At 59.4% G+C, this 17800-nt stretch carries 16 protein-coding genes and 4 tRNA genes; 15 read left to right on the forward strand and 5 right to left on the reverse strand.

The features are described from left to right. Window positions 1-78: 78 nt before the first annotated feature. On the reverse strand, window positions 79-936 hold the full coding sequence (locus DWV57_RS11695; protein ID WP_097777159.1) for a DegV family protein: 858 nt from the start codon (window positions 934-936) through the stop codon (window positions 79-81). Window positions 937-1146: 210 nt separating this feature from the next. Here DWV57_RS11695 and DWV57_RS11700 point away from each other — a divergent pair, with 210 nt between their 5' ends. From DWV57_RS11700 to DWV57_RS11730, 7 genes are all read left to right on the forward strand, one after another. Further along, on the forward strand, window positions 1147-1536 hold the full coding sequence (locus tag DWV57_RS11700) for a CPBP family intramembrane glutamic endopeptidase (protein WP_120020872.1): 390 nt from the start codon (window positions 1147-1149) through the stop codon (window positions 1534-1536). A gap of 10 nt (window positions 1537-1546) precedes the next feature. Then, the gene (locus DWV57_RS11705; RefSeq protein ID WP_097777161.1) at window positions 1547-2029 is read left to right on the forward strand and encodes a nucleoside deaminase; all 483 of its coding nucleotides are present in this window, start codon (window positions 1547-1549) and stop codon (window positions 2027-2029) included. Window positions 2030-2292: 263 nt separating this feature from the next. Further along, the gene (gene fabG / locus DWV57_RS11710; protein WP_243112356.1) at window positions 2293-3252 is read left to right on the forward strand and encodes a 3-oxoacyl-ACP reductase FabG; all 960 of its coding nucleotides are present in this window, start codon (window positions 2293-2295) and stop codon (window positions 3250-3252) included. 70 nt (window positions 3253-3322) lie between these two features. After that, window positions 3323-4699: a sigma-70 family RNA polymerase sigma factor gene (locus tag DWV57_RS11715; RefSeq protein WP_120020873.1), complete on the forward strand. Its 1377-nt coding sequence runs from the start codon at window positions 3323-3325 to the stop codon at window positions 4697-4699. Between the two features lie 239 nt (window positions 4700-4938). Next, window positions 4939-5014: transfer RNA gene (locus tag DWV57_RS11720), tRNA-Thr, on the forward strand. Window positions 5015-5227: 213 nt separating this feature from the next. Beyond that, window positions 5228-5304 (forward strand) — tRNA-Asp (locus DWV57_RS11725). 3 nt (window positions 5305-5307) lie between these two features. Further along, a tRNA-Thr gene (locus DWV57_RS11730) sits at window positions 5308-5383 on the forward strand. Between the two features lie 132 nt (window positions 5384-5515). Here the strand turns inward: DWV57_RS11730 and DWV57_RS11735 are convergent. After that, a tRNA-Trp gene (locus DWV57_RS11735) sits at window positions 5516-5591 on the reverse strand. Window positions 5592-5661: 70 nt separating this feature from the next. Next, window positions 5662-6120 (reverse strand): Rrf2 family transcriptional regulator, encoded by a 459-nt coding sequence (locus DWV57_RS11740; protein WP_005937871.1) that lies wholly within the window; start codon window positions 6118-6120, stop codon window positions 5662-5664. A 129-nt stretch (window positions 6121-6249) separates the two neighbouring features. Between DWV57_RS11740 and DWV57_RS11745 the strand changes: the two genes are divergently transcribed. The 8 genes from DWV57_RS11745 to DWV57_RS11780 all read left to right on the forward strand — a co-directional run bounded on the left by DWV57_RS11745 (window position 6250) and on the right by DWV57_RS11780 (window position 12961). Next, complete coding sequence (locus DWV57_RS11745) at window positions 6250-6573, forward strand: rhodanese-like domain-containing protein (RefSeq protein ID WP_005937868.1); 324 nt, start codon at window positions 6250-6252, stop codon at window positions 6571-6573. 20 nt (window positions 6574-6593) lie between these two features. Next, window positions 6594-7034 carry a hypothetical protein gene (locus DWV57_RS11750; protein WP_097774420.1) on the forward strand — a complete coding sequence of 147 codons (441 nt, stop codon included), beginning with the start codon at window positions 6594-6596 and terminating at the stop codon, window positions 7032-7034. A gap of 133 nt (window positions 7035-7167) precedes the next feature. Continuing rightward, window positions 7168-8385, forward strand: coding sequence for a cysteine desulfurase family protein (locus DWV57_RS11755; protein ID WP_097774421.1), 1218 nt, complete (start codon window positions 7168-7170; stop codon window positions 8383-8385). 2 nt (window positions 8386-8387) lie between these two features. Next, on the forward strand, window positions 8388-8831 hold the full coding sequence (gene nifU / locus DWV57_RS11760; protein WP_005937858.1) for a Fe-S cluster assembly scaffold protein NifU: 444 nt from the start codon (window positions 8388-8390) through the stop codon (window positions 8829-8831). Between the two features lie 344 nt (window positions 8832-9175). Next, entirely contained in the window at window positions 9176-9754 is a 579-nt protein-coding gene (locus DWV57_RS11765) for a twin-arginine translocase TatA/TatE family subunit (RefSeq protein WP_120020874.1), read from the forward strand. 91 nt (window positions 9755-9845) lie between these two features. Next, on the forward strand, window positions 9846-10049 hold the full coding sequence (tatA, locus tag DWV57_RS11770) for a twin-arginine translocase TatA/TatE family subunit (protein ID WP_097800908.1): 204 nt from the start codon (window positions 9846-9848) through the stop codon (window positions 10047-10049). Window positions 10050-10051: 2 nt separating this feature from the next. After that, complete coding sequence (gene tatC / locus DWV57_RS11775; RefSeq protein ID WP_120020875.1) at window positions 10052-10852, forward strand: twin-arginine translocase subunit TatC; 801 nt, start codon at window positions 10052-10054, stop codon at window positions 10850-10852. Window positions 10853-11191: 339 nt separating this feature from the next. After that, window positions 11192-12961, forward strand: a complete 1770-nt coding sequence (locus tag DWV57_RS11780) for a sugar-binding domain-containing protein (protein ID WP_120020876.1) — start codon at window positions 11192-11194, stop codon at window positions 12959-12961. 63 nt (window positions 12962-13024) lie between these two features. Here DWV57_RS11780 and DWV57_RS11785 read toward each other — a convergent pair whose 3' ends face one another. Together DWV57_RS11785 and mfd are read right to left on the reverse strand one after the other, a co-directional pair. Next, window positions 13025-14143, reverse strand: a complete 1119-nt coding sequence (locus tag DWV57_RS11785) for a foldase (protein ID WP_120020877.1) — start codon at window positions 14141-14143, stop codon at window positions 13025-13027. Between the two features lie 25 nt (window positions 14144-14168). Continuing rightward, window positions 14169-17636, reverse strand: coding sequence for a transcription-repair coupling factor (gene mfd / locus DWV57_RS11790; RefSeq protein ID WP_120020878.1), 3468 nt, complete (start codon window positions 17634-17636; stop codon window positions 14169-14171). Window positions 17637-17800: the final 164 nt, after the last annotated feature.

Consider the following 17800-nt stretch of genomic DNA (forward strand, 5'->3'; position numbering starts at 1 on the left):
GTTTCCCGCTGCAAAAAACAAGCCGGGCAGCCCGCAGGCTGCCCGGCTTTGCTCGGATGATCTTTTTTCGGGGGTCGCTTATTCCAGCACCAGCCCTTTGTCAAAGAATGCCAGACCAAATGCACCGGGGCCTGCGTGGGTGCCGATGACGCAGCCGATCTGGCGCACCAGCGGTTCGCCCATGTGCAGATTTTCACGGAAGTAGTTCTCGATGGGCTGCACTTCCCGCAGGCTGGAAGAATAACCGGCAACAGCGGCAAAGTCCGGGCTGATGCCGCCCAGCTCTTCGATCTTCTTGAACAGGGCCACATAGGCACCGGGCAGGCCGCGGGCCTTACCGGCCATGGCTACCTTACCGTCCTTGATGGTGATGAGGGGCTTGATGCCCAGCATCCCGCCCGCGACGGCCACAGCGGCAGGCAGACGGCCGCCCTTGCGCAGATACTTCAGATCGTCGATTGCGGCAACCAGATGCAGGTGCTCCTTGGCGTGCTCCAGATCGGTGGCGATCTGCACCAGCGTCTTGCCTGCGTCACGCAGCTGCACGGCCAGACGCACCAGCAGCGATTCACCCAGACACACGGTGGCACTGTCCACAAACAGCACGTTGTCTACATTGGCGAGGTCTGCGGCCAGCTTTGCGCACTGCCATGTGCCGGACAGCTGGTGGGACAGGAAGATGCCCAGCACTTCGTCTCCGGCGGCAGCGGCTTCCAGATAGAACTTCTCGAACAGCTCCGGGCTGGGCTGGCTGGTGGTGGGCAGCTTGCGGCAGCTGGCCAGGTGGGCATAGTACTCGGTGGGGGTCATGTCGATACCATCCCGCAGGATGCTGCCATCCTCCAGCGTCACGTTCAGAGGGATCACGGTCACGCCCAGCTGCTCGGCTTCGGCGGGCAGGATGTCGGACGCAGAATCGGTGAGAATACGGATCATAAAATACCTCCGGATTTCCGGTAAAAACAAATTCAAGTCATGTTTCCCGACGCTTTGCAATAAAACGTCGGGAAACATTATACCAGAATCCACAGGGAAAAGTCAATTACCTGAGCAAAAATTGCTTCGTCCCAGCGCAAAATACTTGCGTAAAAACCGCTGCTTATGATAAGATAGGCGCTGAGAACCGCACGGCAGGGAGGGCAGGCCATGGAGCAAAAGGCAAAAACAAGGGCGCTGCTGGCTGCGTTCGGCTGCGCACTGGCATACCTGCTGGCAGGCAAAGTGCTGGCATTTCTGCCTGCCCCGGCGTGGGATGTGCGGGCGCTGAGTTTTGTGCACCACTGCATCGCTGCACCTGTCGTGGAGGAACTGGTGTTCCGCGGTGCCATCCAGCAGCTGGCGCAGCCCTTGGGCAGATGGCAGGCCGCGGCGCTGCAGGCGGTACTGTTTGCGGTGCAGCACGGCACCCCGGCGGGCATGGCGTGGGCGCTTGGCTGCGGCCTTGTGCTGGGCGCACTTCGTGAACGCACCGGCAGGATATGGCCGGGGATGCTTTTGCATACATTGAATAATCTGCTGGTTTTTGCAGCAGGATAAAGGGGAACCTATGACCGATTCTGAACTGATGGGCCTTGCGCTGGAAGAAGCCCGCAAGGCGGCTGCACTGGGCGAGGTGCCGGTGGGGGCCGTGGTGGCCCGCAACGGCGAAGTGGTAGCTGCCGCCCACAACACCCGCGAGACCGAAAAAAACGCCCTGCATCACGCAGAGCTGCTGGCCATTGATGCCGCCTGCAAAAAGCTGGGCGGCTGGCGGCTGTGGGAGTGCGAGCTGTTCGTCACGCTGGAGCCGTGCCCCATGTGCGCCGGGGCCATCATCAACAGCCGCATCCGGCGGGTGGTATACGGCGCGGCAGACACCAAGGCGGGCTGCTGCGGCAGTGTGACTGACCTGTTTGCAATGCCCTTCAACCACCACCCGGTGGTGGAGCAGGGGCTGCGCGCAGAGGAAGCACAGGAGCTGCTGCAGGTGTTTTTCAAGGATCTGCGGGCACGGCTTGCGGCCCGGCCGAAGTGGAAACCGCCTGTATGACCGGCACGGAATATGAAGAAACCGTAAAAAAGTGGAAGCTGCGTGAAAAAGTAGGCGGCTTCCACTTTCTTTTTTCGGCAAATTGTGCTATATTATTTAATGGTGTTTTGTCGAAACCCATCTTATGCAGCTGTCTGCCGCGCCGAGCACCGGACTTTGACCGGATAAGAAATGGACGCTGAACGGACGGCGATGGGCCGCACAGACATCTCCTGCACGGCATACCTTTGCAGTGCAGAGATCACGACAGGAGGATTATACTCTTGTACGAAGATGAATTTGAACTGACGTTCAATCTGTCGGGTGAGGAGCCGCAGCCGGAACAGGCTGCACAGGAGCCGCCCGTACCGCCAAAGCCAAAGGCGGCATCACCCGTGGTGGACGAACCCACCCGGGTGATGGTGCTGGAAAAGCCCCAGCCTGCGCCGCAGCCGGAAATGCCGGAGCCTGTGCAGGAAGAGCCGGAGAAAACACCTGCACCTACCGTGCACACAGCAGCCAATGGCCGCTGTGTGCTGATCTCCGGCGGCGACCGCGGCATTGGTGCCGCTGCGGCCCGGGCGTTCTATGCGGCGGGCTACCGCGTGGCGGTGCTGTACCACAGCAATGCCAAAGCCGCTGCAGAGCTGGAAAAACAGCTGCCCGGCATCACCGCCGTGCAGTGCGATGTGGCGTCCCGCGCCAGCTGCGAGCTTGCGTTCCGCACCGCAGAACAGGCACTGGGCCGTGTGGATGTGCTGGTGAGCAATGCGGGCATCGCCCAGCAGAAGCTGTTCACCGACATCACCCCGGAAGAGTGGCAGCATATGCTGGATGTGAACCTGACCGGTGCGTTCCACCTGTGTCAGCTGGCGCTGCCGGGTATGATCCGCCGCAAGGCCGGACGCATCCTGACCGTGAGCAGCATGTGGGGCCAGACCGGCGGCAGCTGCGAGGTGCATTACTCTGCAGCAAAGGCAGGCCTGATCGGCCTGACCAAGGCTTTGGCCAAAGAAGAAGGCCCAAGCGGCATCACAGTGAACTGTGTTGCGCCCGGGGTCATTGATACCGATATGATGGCAGCATTCACCGCCGAGGATAAGGAAGCGCTGGCCGAAGAGACCCCTGTGGGCCGTCTTGGCAGCGCAGACGAAGTGGCGCAGCTGCTGGTGTTCCTTGCCGGCGAGGGTGCGGGCTACATCACCGGTCAGGTGTTCGGCGTGAACGGAGGACTTGTGATCTGATGCGCAGGAACACTTTATTACAGGATTTCCCCCGGCGGGAGCATCCCCGGAGCAAGAAGGAGAGAGCAAAATGGGCATGACTTTAAAGGAACTGTTGACGAAAGGCGAAGGCACCATTTCGGCCAAGGAGGCCAAGGCGCTGGCTGCACAGTGCAGAATGGATGAGGAAACGCTCTACACCCTTCTGGAAGAACGCGGCATCAAGGTTCAGGAAGAGGATGCAGAGCCTACGCTGGATGTGGACAGCATCATGGCCGAGGTCGAGAATGCCGAGAACAACAACGATGATATGGGCATCAGCGAGGACGAGGAAGAGCAGAGCGAGGAGAACCCTGCAGACCTGAAGGCTGCCATGGACGAACTGCTGGACGACCCCGTTAAGAACTACCTCAAGCAGATCGGCCAGATCCCGCTGCTGAGCGCGGAGCAGGAAGTGGAGCTGAGCCGCCGCATCCATGCCGGTGCCGAGGCGGCGCACATCCTGCAGGCCGACCGCCAGAAGTACGGCGGGCCGGAGTACATCAAAAAGAACAGCGCCCGCTTCTCGTTTGAAGAGGATGAGAACAGCCGCAGCTATACCGAAGATCTGGACGAGGAGGGCAACGAGAAGCCCAGCGAGGATGCCGAGGAAAAGGCTGCCGAAGAGGAAGCTATGGAGGCTGTGGAGAACGGCCCTCTGAGCGACGAAAAGCGCGCTGAGCTGCTCAAGACCCGCCGCGATGGCCTGAACGCCCGCCGCAGCCTGAGCGAAGCGAACCTGCGTCTGGTGGTGTCCATTGCCAAAAAGCATGTGGGCCACAATCTGGCATTCCTGGATCTGATCCAGGAGGGCAACATCGGCCTGATCAAGGCTGCCGAGAAGTTCGACTGCGACCGCGGCTTCCGCTTCTCCACCTATGCAACCTGGTGGATCCGTCAGGCCATCACCCGTGCCATTGCGGATCAGGCCCGTACTATCCGCATTCCGGTGCACATGGTGGAGACCATCAACCGGATGCGTCAGGCCACCAACCAGCTGGTGTACCAGAACGGCCACGAGCCGACCCCGGAAGAGTTGGCAAAGGCCATGGATATGAGCGTGGAGCGTGTGCGCGAGATCCAGCGCATGGCACAGGAGCCGGCAAGTCTGGAAAGCCCCGTGGGTGAGGAAGAGGATTCCTCTCTGGGCGATTTCGTCGCAGACGAAAACGCCGAAGCCCCCGGCAAGGCCGCAGACCGCGCCATGGTGGCACAGCAGATCAATCTGGCGCTCAAGAGCCTGACCCCTCGTGAAGAGAAGGTCATCCGCCTGCGCTTTGGTCTGGACGATGGCCGTCCCCGTACACTGGAAGAGGTTGGCCGTGACTTTGGCGTTACCCGTGAGCGTGTGCGCCAGATCGAGGCAAAGGCGATCCGTAAGCTGCACAGCCGCAAGTGCCTGTCCCTGCTGAACGGCCTGATCGAGTGATAAAGTAAAACTCCTTCAGTCATCGCTGCGCGATGCCAGCTCCCTCAGAGAGGGAGCCCTTGGCAAAACCGGAAAGTTATCCGTACTGCCAAAGGCCCCATCTCCGAGGGGGCTGTCTGCGTAAGCAGACTGGGGAGTTCTTTCGTAAAAAACGACTTTTTGCAAAAATCCGGATTTTTTTTGCAAAAACCTCTTGCCAAACGGTGGAAACTGTGGTATTATAACTGAGCTGTGATTGCGCTGCTATAGCTCAGTTGGTAGAGCGCATCCTTGGTAAGGATGAGGTCTCCAGTTCGAATCTGGATAGCAGCTCCAGCTCAGATGCCCTGAAGTCGAAAGATTTCGGGGCGTTTTTCTTTGTGCAGATCGTTTTTGCTGTGCGGGTCCGGAACAGGGCAGAGCAGGCTTTGAACGGCCCTTTCAAGCTTTTTTGCGTTTTTCGTAAATTCATGCTTGACAAGCGGACGCTTTTTCGATATAATAAAGCACGTTCCGGCGGTAAGCGCCGCGCGAAACTTGAGCAATCATGGCCCGGTAGCTCAGTTGGTTAGAGCACCAGCCTGTCACGCTGGGGGTCGTCGGTTCGAGCCCGATCCGGGGCGCCATTTGCTGCTATAGCTCAGTTGGTAGAGCGCATCCTTGGTAAGGATGAGGTCTCCAGTTCGAATCTGGATAGCAGCTCCACAGCAGACACCTCGAAGCCTTAGGACTTCGGGGTGTTTTTTTGTTGTATGACTGCAAAAGCAGGCTGACGGAGTGCGGATTGCTTTGAGTACAAAAACAAAACGCACAGGCTCCGAAGAACCTGTGCGTTTATGGCAGGGGTAGTAAGTTTCGAACTCACGGCACGCGGTTTTGGAGACCGCTGCTCTACCAGCTGAGCTATACCCCTATAGGCATTCGCTGAATGCTTTGTTATTATAGCCGATGCAAAGGCGAATGTCAAGCATTTCTTTCAAGATTCAGGCATTTTTCGTGCCGCAGCTGCAACAGCCTTCTTTTTTATCGGATGCAGGCAGCTGGCTGGAAAGCTGTTCCAGCGTCACGCTGTCGATATACTGGTTGATCACCTCATCAAGGCCGGTCCAGAAGGGCAGGGTGAAGCACTGCTCCCACATGGGACACTCGTTGGTCTCGCTGCCAAGGCAGGGAATGGGTGCCACGCTGCCCTCAATGGCGCGCAGGATCTCGCCGGCGGTGTAGTCGGCAGGGGCTTTGGTCAGGCGGTAGCCGCCCTGACTGCCGCGCTCGCTTTTTACAAGGCCCACACGGGCCAGCGGGGTCACGATCTGCTCCAAATATTTCAGGCTCAGGTTCTGCCGCTCACTGATCTCCTTCAGGCTCACGGTGGTGCCCGGCGCATAACGTGCCAGCTCGGCCATCAGGCGCAGGGCATAACGGCTTTTGGTCGAAAATTTCATGGCGATCCTCTCCTTATTGCTTCCTATAGTATAGCACGTTGCTCGGATTTTGCAAAGGTATCCTCTTGTGCAAACAAAAAAGGTCTGTTATCATAGGATGGATAAGAGGATATTATAAGGAGTGAGAGTATGAGTGAGAAGATCACGGCTGCCGATGCCATCCGTCTGCTGGATGCACACGAGGCGGCTGCTGTAGATGTCCGGGAGCCGGACGAGTTTGCCGTGGGCCACATCCCCGGCGCAAAGCTGCTGCCGCTGGGTCAGGTGCTGAGCCGTGCGGCTGAGGTGCTGCCGGATAAGAACGCTGTATGGCTGGTCTACTGCCGCACCGGCCGCCGCAGTGCCGATGCCGTGCGCAAGCTGGAAAGCCTTGGCTACACCCGCCTGTACGATCTGGGCGGCATTCTGAGCTGGCCCTATGAGATCGAGGGCGACTTTGAAGGGCATTTTTAAAAAGAAAGAAGGATAACTCCATGTCGTTCCACGCAAAAGATTTTGCCGGCAGCCACTGCGGCTGCCGCTACCAGCAGGACTACCGCCCCACCTTGGGCCGCGACGGCAAAAAGGAATCCGGTACGCTGGAGGTCATCAAGTTCTACTATGATGGTGCCATCCGCTTTGAGCAGCACTGCTACGGCGAAGCCGCAACCTTCGTGTTCGGCGTATGGGCATCCGGCATGGACGAGGACGGCACCCTGCACTGGGTGCTGCCCGACCGCCGCAAGAGCTACTACGACGAGGCGTATCTGCCCAAAAAGCTGGACCGCGTGGACGAGGCAGGCAATCTTTACTTTGACGGCAGCAATTTTCCGTGGAAGCTGGCGGACGATTTTGCCGAGGATAAGCGCTGGGGCTACCCCAAGTGGAAGGTGGTACTGGGAAAACTGACCGGAAAGGGCAAAAAAGGTGACTGAATCACGAAAATCCAGTATTCATATTGACATACTAGGGAATGATATGGTATAACTTATCCGTTGAAAGGATTCCGCATCTGCACAGGGCATTCAAGGCTCCCGCAGACGCGTTCAATAAGAAAGGATCATTCCTATGGAAAACATGGAAAAAGTGGTTTATCTGGATAATGCTGCCACCACTCCCTGTGCTCCCGAGGCACTGGAATTGATGGTCAAAGCCCTGAGCGGTGCCTGCGGCAACCCCAGCAGCCATTACAGTGTGGGCTATGAGGCTAAGGAATTCGTGGACACCGGTCGTGCGCAGGTGGCAAAGGCCATCAATGCAAGTCCGGCTGAGCTCTTCTTTACCAGCTGCGGCTCCGAGGCTGACAACTGGGCCGTAAAGGGCACCGCCTTCACCAAGGCACGCCAGAACAAAAAGCACCTCATCACCAGCGCTTTTGAGCACCATGCGATCATGCACAGCATGGCTGCACTGGAGCGCATGGGCTTTGAAGTGACTTATATCAAGCCCACCGCCGAGGGCTACATCCGTCCCGAGGACGTGGAAGCTGCTATCCGTCCCGATACCGCGCTGGTCAGCATCATGATGGCCAACAACGAGATCGGCACCATCCAGCCCATCAAGGAGATCGCCGAGGTCGCTCACAAGCACGGTGTCTGGATGCACACCGACGCGGTGCAGGCTGTGGGTGCCATCCCCGTGGACGTGAAGGAGCTGGGCGTGGATATGCTGTCCATGAGCGCCCACAAGTTCAACGGCCCCAAGGGCATGGGTGCCCTGTACTGCCGCAAGGGCGTATGGCCCCAGAACCTGATCGATGGCGGCAGTCAGGAGGCCCGCCACCGTGCAGGCACCGAGAATGTGGCCGGCATTGCTGCCATGGGCAAGGCACTGGAGATCGCCACGGCGCATCTGGATGAGCGCATGGCCCACGAGAGCGAGCTGCGCGATTATGTCATCGACCGCGTCCTCAAGAACATCCCGGAAGCCCGCCTGAACGGCGGCCGCAGCCCTCGTCTGCCCAACAATGTGAACATCAGCTTCCCGGGTCTGGAAGGCGAGACCATCCTGCTGGATCTGGATATGCACGGCATCTGCGCCTCCACCGGCTCTGCCTGCAACTCCGACAGTCTGGACCCCAGCCACGTCCTGCTGAGCATCGGCGTGCCTGAGGAGATCGGCCACGGCTCCATGCGGTTCACCTTTGGCCCGCAGAACACCATGGAAGAAGCAAAATATCTGTGCGACGTGCTGGAGGAAGTGATCCCCCGCCGCCGTGCTATGAGTTGTATGTGGCTGCAGGGCCAGAACACGGCCCGCCAGTTCAGCCTGAAGGGAGAGCAGTAATTATGGCAAGCATGTATAGCGCAAAGGTCATGGAGCATTTTGCAAATCCGCACAATGTGGGTGAGATCCCCGACGCAAACGGCGTGGGCGAAGTGGGCAACCCCAAGTGCGGCGATATCATGCGCATGTACCTGAAGATCGAGAACAACGTGATCGTGGATGTCAAGTTCCTCACCTTCGGCTGCGGTGCCGCCATCGCCACCAGCAGCATGGCCACCGACCTCATCAAGGGCAAGACCATCGACGAGGCGCTCAAGCTGACCAACAAGGCTGTTGTGGAAGCTCTGGAAGGTCTGCCTCCCATCAAGGTGCACTGCTCTGTTCTGGCCGAGCAGGCCGTCAAGGCTGCTCTGTCCGACTACTACCGCCGTCAGGGCATCGATCCGGAACCCATCGTGGGTAAGCTCGAAGAGGACTGCGACCACTGCGAGAGCTGCGGCCACTGATCCCCGCAAAGGACGCTTTAGGGGACACCGTTTTGTGCGGTGTCCTCTTTTTTTGCAAAAGGCTGCGTTGTTGTATCCTATCCAAAACGTAATAAAGCAAGCGTAAAATATTATTTGTTTACAAAAATACCCTGAATATGCACTCGTTCATGAAAAATTCATATATTGTTCAGAATGAGTTCACCACTTTTCGGTATAAGTAGGGCAACACAGGCGCAAAGAGCGCCGAACTCCCACGGAAGCGGACGAAGAACAGGGCAAAGAACGGTTCGCGGCACGCACTGCAATGCAGGTGCGTCGGCCCCGGAAAACGTCCCGCCGCACAGGAAAGGAAACGAGTTAGTATGAAAATTGGTTTTTGGGAACTTGTCGTCATCGTGATCGTGGCGTTCGTGTTCATCGGCCCGGATCAGCTGCCTGTCTACGCAAAGAAGATCGGCAAGATGCTGCGTGAACTGAAAAAGTACACCGGCGCTGCTTCTGAGGAGATCCAGAAGAACGTTGTGGAGCCGCTGAATGAGATCCAGGCCCCCCTGAAGGAAGCTGTTGCCCCGCTGACCGATATCAAGAAGGATATCGACAACAGCGTCAAGGATGTGACCAAGAGCTTTACCGGTATCGGCAAGACCAGCAAGGAGGAAGCTGCCAAGGCGGAAGCCGCCGAGGAAGTGGCCGAGCTGACCGAGGAGCCGGTGGAAGAGCTGGAAGAGGACGCTGCACCTGCCGCCGCCAAGGCAGAGGAAAGCGCTCCCGCTGAGGAGACCGCTGCACCTGCCGAGAAGGCCGAAGAACCCGCCGCCCCGGTGGAAAAGGCCGAGCCTGCTGCAGAAGCGGCTCCCGCACAGGAAGCTGCCGAGGCTGCTCCTGCGGCCGAGCCGGTGGAGGAAGACCCTCGTCAGAATGATGTTCTGCCGAAGGACTGATTACTTACTGGATGCACCCGCGCCCGCGGTTGCCTGATACATGCAATAAGCCCGCCACGCGGCGCGGCAAAGTAAAAAGGAGATTTTTATTATGCGTATTGGTACTAACGAACTGCTGATCATCCTGGTCGTCGCTCTGCTGATCTTTGGACCCAAGAACCTGCCGAAGCTGGGCAAGATGTTCGGCAAGACCATCAACGGCTTCAAGAAGGGCATGGAGGACGAGGAAGGCTCCGATGATTCCGAGGAGAAGACCGAGAAGAAGGTTTCCAAGAAGGACGAAGACGAGGAGTAATTGTGGCTACGAACGTTAAGCGCAAAAAGAAAAAAGCCGAAGTCATGGCAGAGGACGGCAGCATGACGCTGACCGGCCATCTGAAAGAACTGCGGAACAGGCTGATCATCTGCGCGGTGGTGTTCGTGGTGGGTGTTGTGGTCTCGCTGGCATACGCCGACCGTCTGATCGATCTGCTCACTGCCATGGGCCGCGACTATTACGAGTTTGTTTCCATTGCCCCGCAGGAAAAGCTGATGCAGTATTTCCGCGTCTCCATTCTGGCAGGCGTGGTGGTCACCGTTCCGGTGGCGTTCTACCACATTTATGCATTTGCAAAGCCGGGCCTGAAAAAGAGCGAGAGCTTCTTCTTCAAAATGGTCATGCTGCTGGGTCTGGTGCTGTTCTGCGTAGGCGTGCTGTTCGCCTACAAGCTCATGATGCCGTTCATGCTGCGTTTCCTCAGCACCGGCATCGAGGGTGCAGAGTACATCCAGACCACCACCAGTATCGAGAGCTATGTCAACCTCTGCTTGACCATGTTCATCATTTTTGGCTGCGTGTTTGAGATGCCTCTGATCACCATCATCCTGTCCAAGATGGGCATTATCAACCCGCAGCTGCTCAAGCAGGTGCGCGGCGTTGCCATCGTGATCATCTTCTTCATCGCAGCCGTTGTCACCCCGCCGGATATCGTGTCTCAGTGCATGGTGGCCGGCCCCATGGTGCTGCTGTACTTCATCAGCATCTTCCTGAGCGGCATCTTCTATAAGCCGAAAGAGGACGATGATGACGAAGATGACGAGGATGAGGACGAAGAGTAAGCTCTGACTTCTGGTTTTCTGTTTTATCATTGCAAAAACAAAGGCTGCTGCGCCATTTGGTGCAGCGGCCTTTGTTGCGTAAAAAGCACTTTTGCGCTATCTGCTGCGCGGCAGCCGCAGGCTGACAGCAGCAATATGCCGTTTGCTGCCGCGACCCTTCCCGTGAAAAAGCAGATCAGAAAAGCCCGCAGGCTTTTCTGATCTGCAGATATAAAAATAATTTTTCCGCTATGATTGCCAAAGCGAACGCGGCGGCAATTCCAAATCGTTGCTGCTCAGTCTATACAAGCCACCCGCCCTGTGCTAGAATGAAACCAACAAATCAAAGGCGGTGAAACCATGCATCCACTCCCGGAATACCCTCGCCCGGCCATGCGCCGGGACAGCTATGAGAACCTGAACGGCCTGTGGAAGTACGCCATTACCCAGACAGCTGAATACCCTGCTGCGTGGGACGGCAGCATTCTGGTGCCCTACTCGCCGGAAGCAAAGGCCTCCGGCGTGGGCCGCACCCTGCAGCCCGGCCAGTGGCTGCACTACCACTGCACCTTTGCTCCCCCTCCGGGAGAAGGGGGCCGGGTGCTGCTGCACTTCGGCGCGGTGGACGATGCCTGTGCGGTGCAGGTGAACGGCCATCTGGTGGGCGGCCATCGGGGCGGCTACTGGCCCTTCACACTGGATGTCACCGCCCAGCTCAACGATACGGGCCGCAACAGCCTGTGGGTGGCCGTGCAGGACCCCACGGACAGCGGCACGCAGGCCCGGGGCAAGCAGACCCTGAAGCCCGGCGGCATGTTCTATCCGGCCCAGAGCGGCATCTGGCAGACGGTCTGGATGGAGCGTGTGCCGGAAAACTACATCCAGTCGCTCACGGTCACGCCGGACTACGATGCCCGCACCGTGACCGTGAAAGCCCATACTTCCATGCCCGGAGGTGCAGTGAACCTGTGGGCCGTGGTGCGCGCTGGCGGCGTGACCATTGCCGAGGACTGGGGCAGCGACGAAGCGGACCGGGACGGCGAGGTGACGCTGAACATCCCGGAGGAACATTTCTTTCCGTGGAGCCCGGATACCCCGTTTTTGTATGACCTGACCGTGGGTACCACGCAGGGAGGGGAGGAGCAGTTCGACACCGTGCACAGCTACTTTGCCCTGCGCAAGTGGAGCTGTGAGCCGGATGCGCGGGGCGTGCTGCGCTTCTGCCTGAACGGAAAGCCCATCCTGCTCAACGGCCTGCTGGACCAGGGCTACTGGCCGCAGGGCCTGTATACCCCGCCTTCCGATGCGGCGGTGGAGCGGGAGCTGAGCGAGGTGAAAGCGCTGGGATTCAACCTGCTGCGCAAGCACGCCAAGATCGAGCCGCAGCGCTGGTACTACCACTGCGACAGGTTGGGCCTTGTGGTCTGGCAGGACATGGTGAACGGCGGCAGCAGATACAACCTGTGGTTCGTCACCTACCTGACCAATGTGCTGCAGCCTCTTGTGCGCCGCCTGCCCGACGCAGAGCCACTCTGGGGCCTGCTGAGCCGCGGAAAAGCATCCAGCCGGGAAACATACCGCGAAGAGCTGCAAGCCACCGTGGAAGCCCTGCGCTGCCATCCGTGCATCGGCTGCTGGGTGCCCTTCAACGAAGGCTGGGGCCAGTTTGATGCGGCCGGGGCCGTGCAGGCCATCCGCGCGCTGGACGATACCCGCCTTGTGGACGAGGCCAGCGGTTGGTATGATCAGGGCGGCGGAGATGTGTGCTCCATCCACAACTATTTCTATCCGCTGCATGTAAAGCCCGGAAACCGTACCGTGGCCCTGAGTGAATACGGCGGTATTGCATGGCCCATGCCAGGGCACGAAGCACCGGGCAAAACCTACGGCTACGGCACGGCCAAGAGCCGCGCAGATCTGACCGCCCGCTGCAAAAAGCTGCAGTTGGGCACAGTGCTGCCACAGCTGAAAAAAGGACTTTCGGCGCTGGTGTACACCCAGCTGACGGATGTGGAAGATGAGGTGAACGGTCTGTTCACCTATGACCGGGCCGAGATCAAGCCGGATGCCAATGCCGTCCGCTCGGTGAATGCTGCCCTTGCCGCAGAGTTCGCAAAAGTGACGCGATGAAAGAAAAAACTCCCTCAGTCATCACACAGCGATGACTGAGGGAGTTTTATGTTACAGCAGCTCTCAGTTGTTGGCGCTGTTGTTCACGATCTTTTTGGCGGGCAGCTTGTTCATGGCAGAGCTGTCCAGATCGTGTGCCAGCTCTGCACCGCCTGCGGCCAGTGCGTCGTCCAGCTCGCCGCCCTTCATATCGCTCAGGATCTGGCTGCGCAGGTCGTCCAGCGAGGAAACGCTCAGCGGGTCTACACGCACCATCAGGAGCAGGGTGTAGCTGTTGATCTGCACGGCAGCGGCTTCGCCGTAGGAAAGGCTGCGCAGAGCATCGGCTGCGCCATCCTGCGTAAAGGCCGAAGCAACATCGCTCTCGGTCAGCAGCTCGGTCTGGACGCTGGCGCTGTCGTCGGAAGTTTCGCTGTCCAGCACAGCGTAGATGTCCGGCAGGGCATTCTGTGCGGCCTCATGCAGGACGCTCACCTGATCCGAGACCGTCTCGCCGCCTGCGGCGTTGACGCTGTCGGCAGCGGCCTGTGCCAGCTTGAGCATCTCGGCCTTCTGGTCATCGTCCGCAAAGGCGTAGGTGCTGGTATTGTACAGCGGGATGCTGATGTAGCAGATCTCATACATGCTGTCGTCCAGATGGCTGGTCAACTCGTCGTCCTCCACCGGGGCCTCGCCGTTTTTGCCGTAGACCAGTTCCAGCAGGGCGGTGTGCTCCATCTGCAGACGTTCATATGCCTTGACGGTCTCCAGACCGATGCCGTTGGCGGTGTAGGTGTCGCCGTACTGGTCCATCATCTGCTGGGCATAACGGTCGGCAGTGGCGATCTGCTCGTCGGTCAGCTCACCGCCCAGTGCCTTGAAGCGGGCATCCACAGCGGCCAACGTTTCCAGCGTCTGCTGGGTCTGCTGGGCCACGTAGTCGCTGACCACGGCGCTCTCGCCGCTGTCAGAGTCGGTGGTGATGGTCTCTTTCAGGAAGGCTTTTACGTCGGTGGTGTCCTGATCGGTGCCGGCAAGCTGGGCGGCCTGCTGGTAAGCACCGTACTGTGCCAGCAGATACATGCCGGAGGTGATCTCAAAATCACCGATGCTGCCCACGGTGTCCGGGGCGGAAATGGTGCAGCCCACAAGGCTGAACACCAGTGCAAGTGCGCAGATCAGCGCGAGAAGTTTCTTTTTCATGGCAATGCTCCTATGATGTTTATTTTTACTCGGCGGAGGCAAGGATCTCTGCCATCGCCTTGAGGATGCTTTGCAGCAGCTCCAGCGGCTTTTCGTCGGGCTGAAGCGTGACCAAGAGATAGGGCCGGTTGCCTGCACCGGCGGTGACGCGGCCATTGAAGGCCACCAGCAGGCCCCGGATCATGGGCAGCTCCAGACTTTCCAGCTGCAGGGTGAGGGTGTCCTTTTTCTGGGTCACTTCGGTCACGCCCACAGTGCTGGCCTGCACGCGTACCAGCGACACGTTGACCAGATCGCTCACCGAGGGCGGCGGGTCTCCGTAGCGGTCGATGAGCTCGTCCAGCACATCGGCGGCATCCTCTGCCGTCTGGATGGCGGCAATGCGCTTGTAAGCTTCAATGCGGCCCGGGCCGTCTGCGATATATTTCTCCGGGATGAAGGCATCCACCCGCAGGTCCACAAGGCATTCACTCTTGTCCCGCCGGACAGGTTCGCCCTTGGCCCGGGCGATGGCCTGCCCCAGCATCTTCACATAGAGGTCGTAGCCCACGGCCTCCATGTGGCCGTGCTGACTGTGGCCCAGAAGACTGCCCGCACCGCGGATTTGCAGGTCCCGCATGGCGATGCGGAAGCCGGAGCCGAAGGCCGTGAACTCCCGGATAGCGGAGAGCCGCTTCTGGGCGATATCGGTCAGGGTCTTGTCCCGCCGGAAGGTGAAGTAGGCATAGGCCTTGCGGCCGGAGCGGCCCACCCGGCCTCTTATCTGGTACAGCTGGGCAAGGCCCATGCGGTCGGCATCCTCGATGATGAGGGTGTTGCAGTTGCGCACGTCAATGCCGGTCTCGATGAGGGTGGTGCACACCAGAATATCGATCTCGCCGTTCAGCAGATGCTGCCACACGGGGTTCAGCTCCTCCTCGGTCATCTTGCCGTGGGCAATGCCGATGCGTGCGCCGGGCACCAGTTTGCTCACATGGGCGGCGCAGGCTTCGATGTTGTCCACCCGGTTGTGCAGGTAGTACACCTGCCCGCCCCGGGCAAGCTCCTTCTTCATGGCTTCGGCAAGGATGACGTCGTTGTATTCCAGCACAAAGGTCTCCACGGGCTGCCGCTCGATGGGCGGCTGTTCGATGGTGGAAAGGTCCCGGATGCCGCTCATGGCCATGTTCAATGTGCGGGGGATGGGAGTGGCCGACAGGGTGAGCATGTCCACCCCGATGAAGTTCTCCTTGAGCTTTTCCTTGTGCTTGACGCCGAAGCGCTGCTCCTCATCGATGATGACAAGGCCGAGGTCATGGAACTTCACGTCCTTGGACAGCAGCCGGTGGGTGCCCACCACGATATCCACACTGCCCGACTGCAGGCCCCGGAGGGTCTCCTTCTGCTGCTTTGCGGTGCGGAAGCGGGACATCATCTCCACCTTCACGGGAAAAGCTTCCATGCGGGAGAGGATGGTGTTGTAGTGCTGCCACGCCAGCAGGGTGGTGGGGGCAAGGATGGCGCACTGCTTGCCGCCCATCACGCACTTGAAGGCGGCGCGCAGGGCCACTTCGGTCTTGCCCACGCCCACGTCGCCGCACAGCAGGCGGTCCATGGGCCAGCCCTTTTCCATGTCCTGCTTGATCTCGGCAGTGGCGTTCAGCTGGTCGTCGGTCTCGTCGTAGTCAAAGCGGGTCTCAAAGTCCCGCTGCCAGTCGCCGTCCGGCGGGAAGGCGTAGCCCGTGGCCTGACGGCGGCGGGCGTAGAGCTCGATCAGTTCCTGCGCCATCTCCTCGGTGGCTTTTTTTACCCTGGCGCGGGTACGCTGCCACTCGGCACCGCCCAGCTTTGCCAGCTTTACCTTTTCCTCGTCGCCGGGGGCGGTGTAGCGGCTCAGCAGGTCCAGCTGGGTCACCGGAACATACAGCACATCCGAGCCGGAGTACTGCACCTTCAGGTAATCTTTCGTGGCACCCTGCACTTCCAGCCGCTGGATGCCCGCATACATGCCAATGCCGTGGCTCTGGTGCACCACGTAATCCCCGGGCTTGATGTCCGAAAGGCTGGAAAGGGCGTTCTTGTTCTTTTTGCGCTTTTTGGTCTCGGCGGAGGTTTCTTCCTCCAGACCGTGCCTGCGGCTGGACAGCACTGCCGCATGGGCAAACGGAAAGGTGCACCCGGCGGTCAGATGGCCCGGCAGCACCTGTACGATGCCTTTTGTGGGCCGCACATCCCGGCTCATGCTCACGGAGTAGCCCTTGTCGGCAAGGTCGCGGGTGAGGGCGGCGGCACCCTTGGGCGTTCCGGAAAACAGGGTGACGGCATAGCCCTGCGCAATGAGCGGGTCAAGGTCTTCTCGCAGGGAGACAAGGTCGCCGTTCCAGTTGGGGGCGGCAAAGGCCTCGGCGTTGATGAGGTCTTTCAGCTTAAATTCGTTCATGCCGCGCAGGAAGTTCTCGCACAGCAGGGTGCTCTGCTTCTGGGCGGCAGCGGCAAGGTCGTCCATGGTCTGGTAGAGTACATCCAGCCCGGGGCAGAGCACACCCTCTTCCAACAGGCCGGTCAGCTCTTCGCTGCGACGGAACTCGGTGGCCTTCTGGGCATCCCGGATGCCGCCCACCTCGTCCAGAATGAACAGCGGTGTGTCCAGATGATCCAGCAGGGTGGCCGGTTCTGGGTAACGCAGGCCGTAATATTTATCCATGGCTTCCGGCATCAGGCCGGAGTCCAGTTGGGCAAGGTCGGCTTCCGTGGCCTTTTCCAGTGCGGTGCGGTGCCGGCCGCGTGCCTTTTTGATGGCGGCACGCAGGGCCTCGGCAGTCTCGGCGGTATCGCCGAACAGCACCTCGCGGGCAGGGGAAAGATAGATCTTTTCCAGTGCGCTGTCCCGCCGCTGGGTGAGCAGGTCGAAGGAGGAAATGGAATCGATCTCGTCGTCCCAGTACTCCACGCGGGCAGGCTGGCGCATATCCGGCGCATAGATATCCACGATATCGCCGCGCACACTGAACTGTCCCGGGCCGTCCACCTGACTGCGCCGCACATACCCGGCGGCGAACAGCCGGGCCACAAGACCTTCGCGGTTGTACACCATGCCGGGTTTGAGGGTAAGAGTGTTCTTTAAAAATTCATCCCGGGGCACGGTGTACTGCAACAGCGCTTCGGCGGGCACGCAGACCGCGTTCAGCCGCCCGCCTGCAAGGGAGCCCAGCACCGAAAGGCGGCGGTACTCGTACTCGCGGCCCGCGCCCTCCACTGGGCGCAGCATAAAGTCCCGGGGCGGGAACACGGCGGCAGAAAGGCCCAACGCCTTGAGGTCGTCCGCAAAGTGGGTGGCCTCGGCCTCGCCGGGGGTCACGATGCACAGCACCCGGCCAAGGTCTTTCTGCAAGGCGGCGTACAGCAGGGCACGGCCTGCGGGCGGCAGACCGAACAGCGCGGCAGGACCAGGCTGTGCAAAGCTGGCCGCGATCTTCTGATATTCCGGTGTGGCCTTGAGCAAGGCTTCGTACATGAAAAAACCTCCTTTCCTGTCAGAATGCGGGAGAATAACGATTTTGAATATCCTCCGCTTGCGCTCTGGATATTTTCAGCGGAAAAATGATTTATATTTTGCAATTCAGGAAAATCTGCGGATTTTCCTGAATTGCTTTTTCACGGGTAGGGTCGTAAAGGCAA

This window comes from Faecalibacterium sp. AF10-46, assembly GCF_003604105.1.
GTDB classification, from domain to species: domain Bacteria; phylum Bacillota; class Clostridia; order Oscillospirales; family Ruminococcaceae; genus Faecalibacterium; species Faecalibacterium taiwanense.

Bases quoted from the DNA above. Each gene is read 5' to 3' on its own strand.
- DWV57_RS11715 (WP_120020873.1), top strand. From the start codon at position 3,323: ATGGGCATGACTTTAAAGGAACTGTTGACGAAAGGCGAAGGCACCATT.
- DWV57_RS11750 (WP_097774420.1), top strand. From the start codon at position 6,594: ATGTCGTTCCACGCAAAAGATTTTGCCGGCAGCCACTGCGGCTGCCGC.
- tatA (WP_097800908.1), top strand. From the start codon at position 9,846: ATGCGTATTGGTACTAACGAACTGCTGATCATCCTGGTCGTCGCTCTG.
- DWV57_RS11765 (WP_120020874.1), top strand. From the start codon at position 9,176: ATGAAAATTGGTTTTTGGGAACTTGTCGTCATCGTGATCGTGGCGTTC.
- DWV57_RS11780 (WP_120020876.1), top strand. From the start codon at position 11,192: ATGCATCCACTCCCGGAATACCCTCGCCCGGCCATGCGCCGGGACAGC.
- DWV57_RS11740 (WP_005937871.1), bottom strand. From the start codon at position 6,120: ATGAAATTTTCGACCAAAAGCCGTTATGCCCTGCGCCTGATGGCCGAG.
- DWV57_RS11705 (WP_097777161.1), top strand. From the start codon at position 1,547: ATGACCGATTCTGAACTGATGGGCCTTGCGCTGGAAGAAGCCCGCAAG.
- DWV57_RS11745 (WP_005937868.1), top strand. From the start codon at position 6,250: ATGAGTGAGAAGATCACGGCTGCCGATGCCATCCGTCTGCTGGATGCA.
- DWV57_RS11695 (WP_097777159.1), bottom strand. From the start codon at position 936: ATGATCCGTATTCTCACCGATTCTGCGTCCGACATCCTGCCCGCCGAA.
- mfd (WP_120020878.1), bottom strand. From the start codon at position 17,636: ATGTACGAAGCCTTGCTCAAGGCCACACCGGAATATCAGAAGATCGCG.
- DWV57_RS11755 (WP_097774421.1), top strand. From the start codon at position 7,168: ATGGAAAACATGGAAAAAGTGGTTTATCTGGATAATGCTGCCACCACT.
- DWV57_RS11785 (WP_120020877.1), bottom strand. From the start codon at position 14,143: ATGAAAAAGAAACTTCTCGCGCTGATCTGCGCACTTGCACTGGTGTTC.
- nifU (WP_005937858.1), top strand. From the start codon at position 8,388: ATGGCAAGCATGTATAGCGCAAAGGTCATGGAGCATTTTGCAAATCCG.
- DWV57_RS11700 (WP_120020872.1), top strand. From the start codon at position 1,147: ATGGAGCAAAAGGCAAAAACAAGGGCGCTGCTGGCTGCGTTCGGCTGC.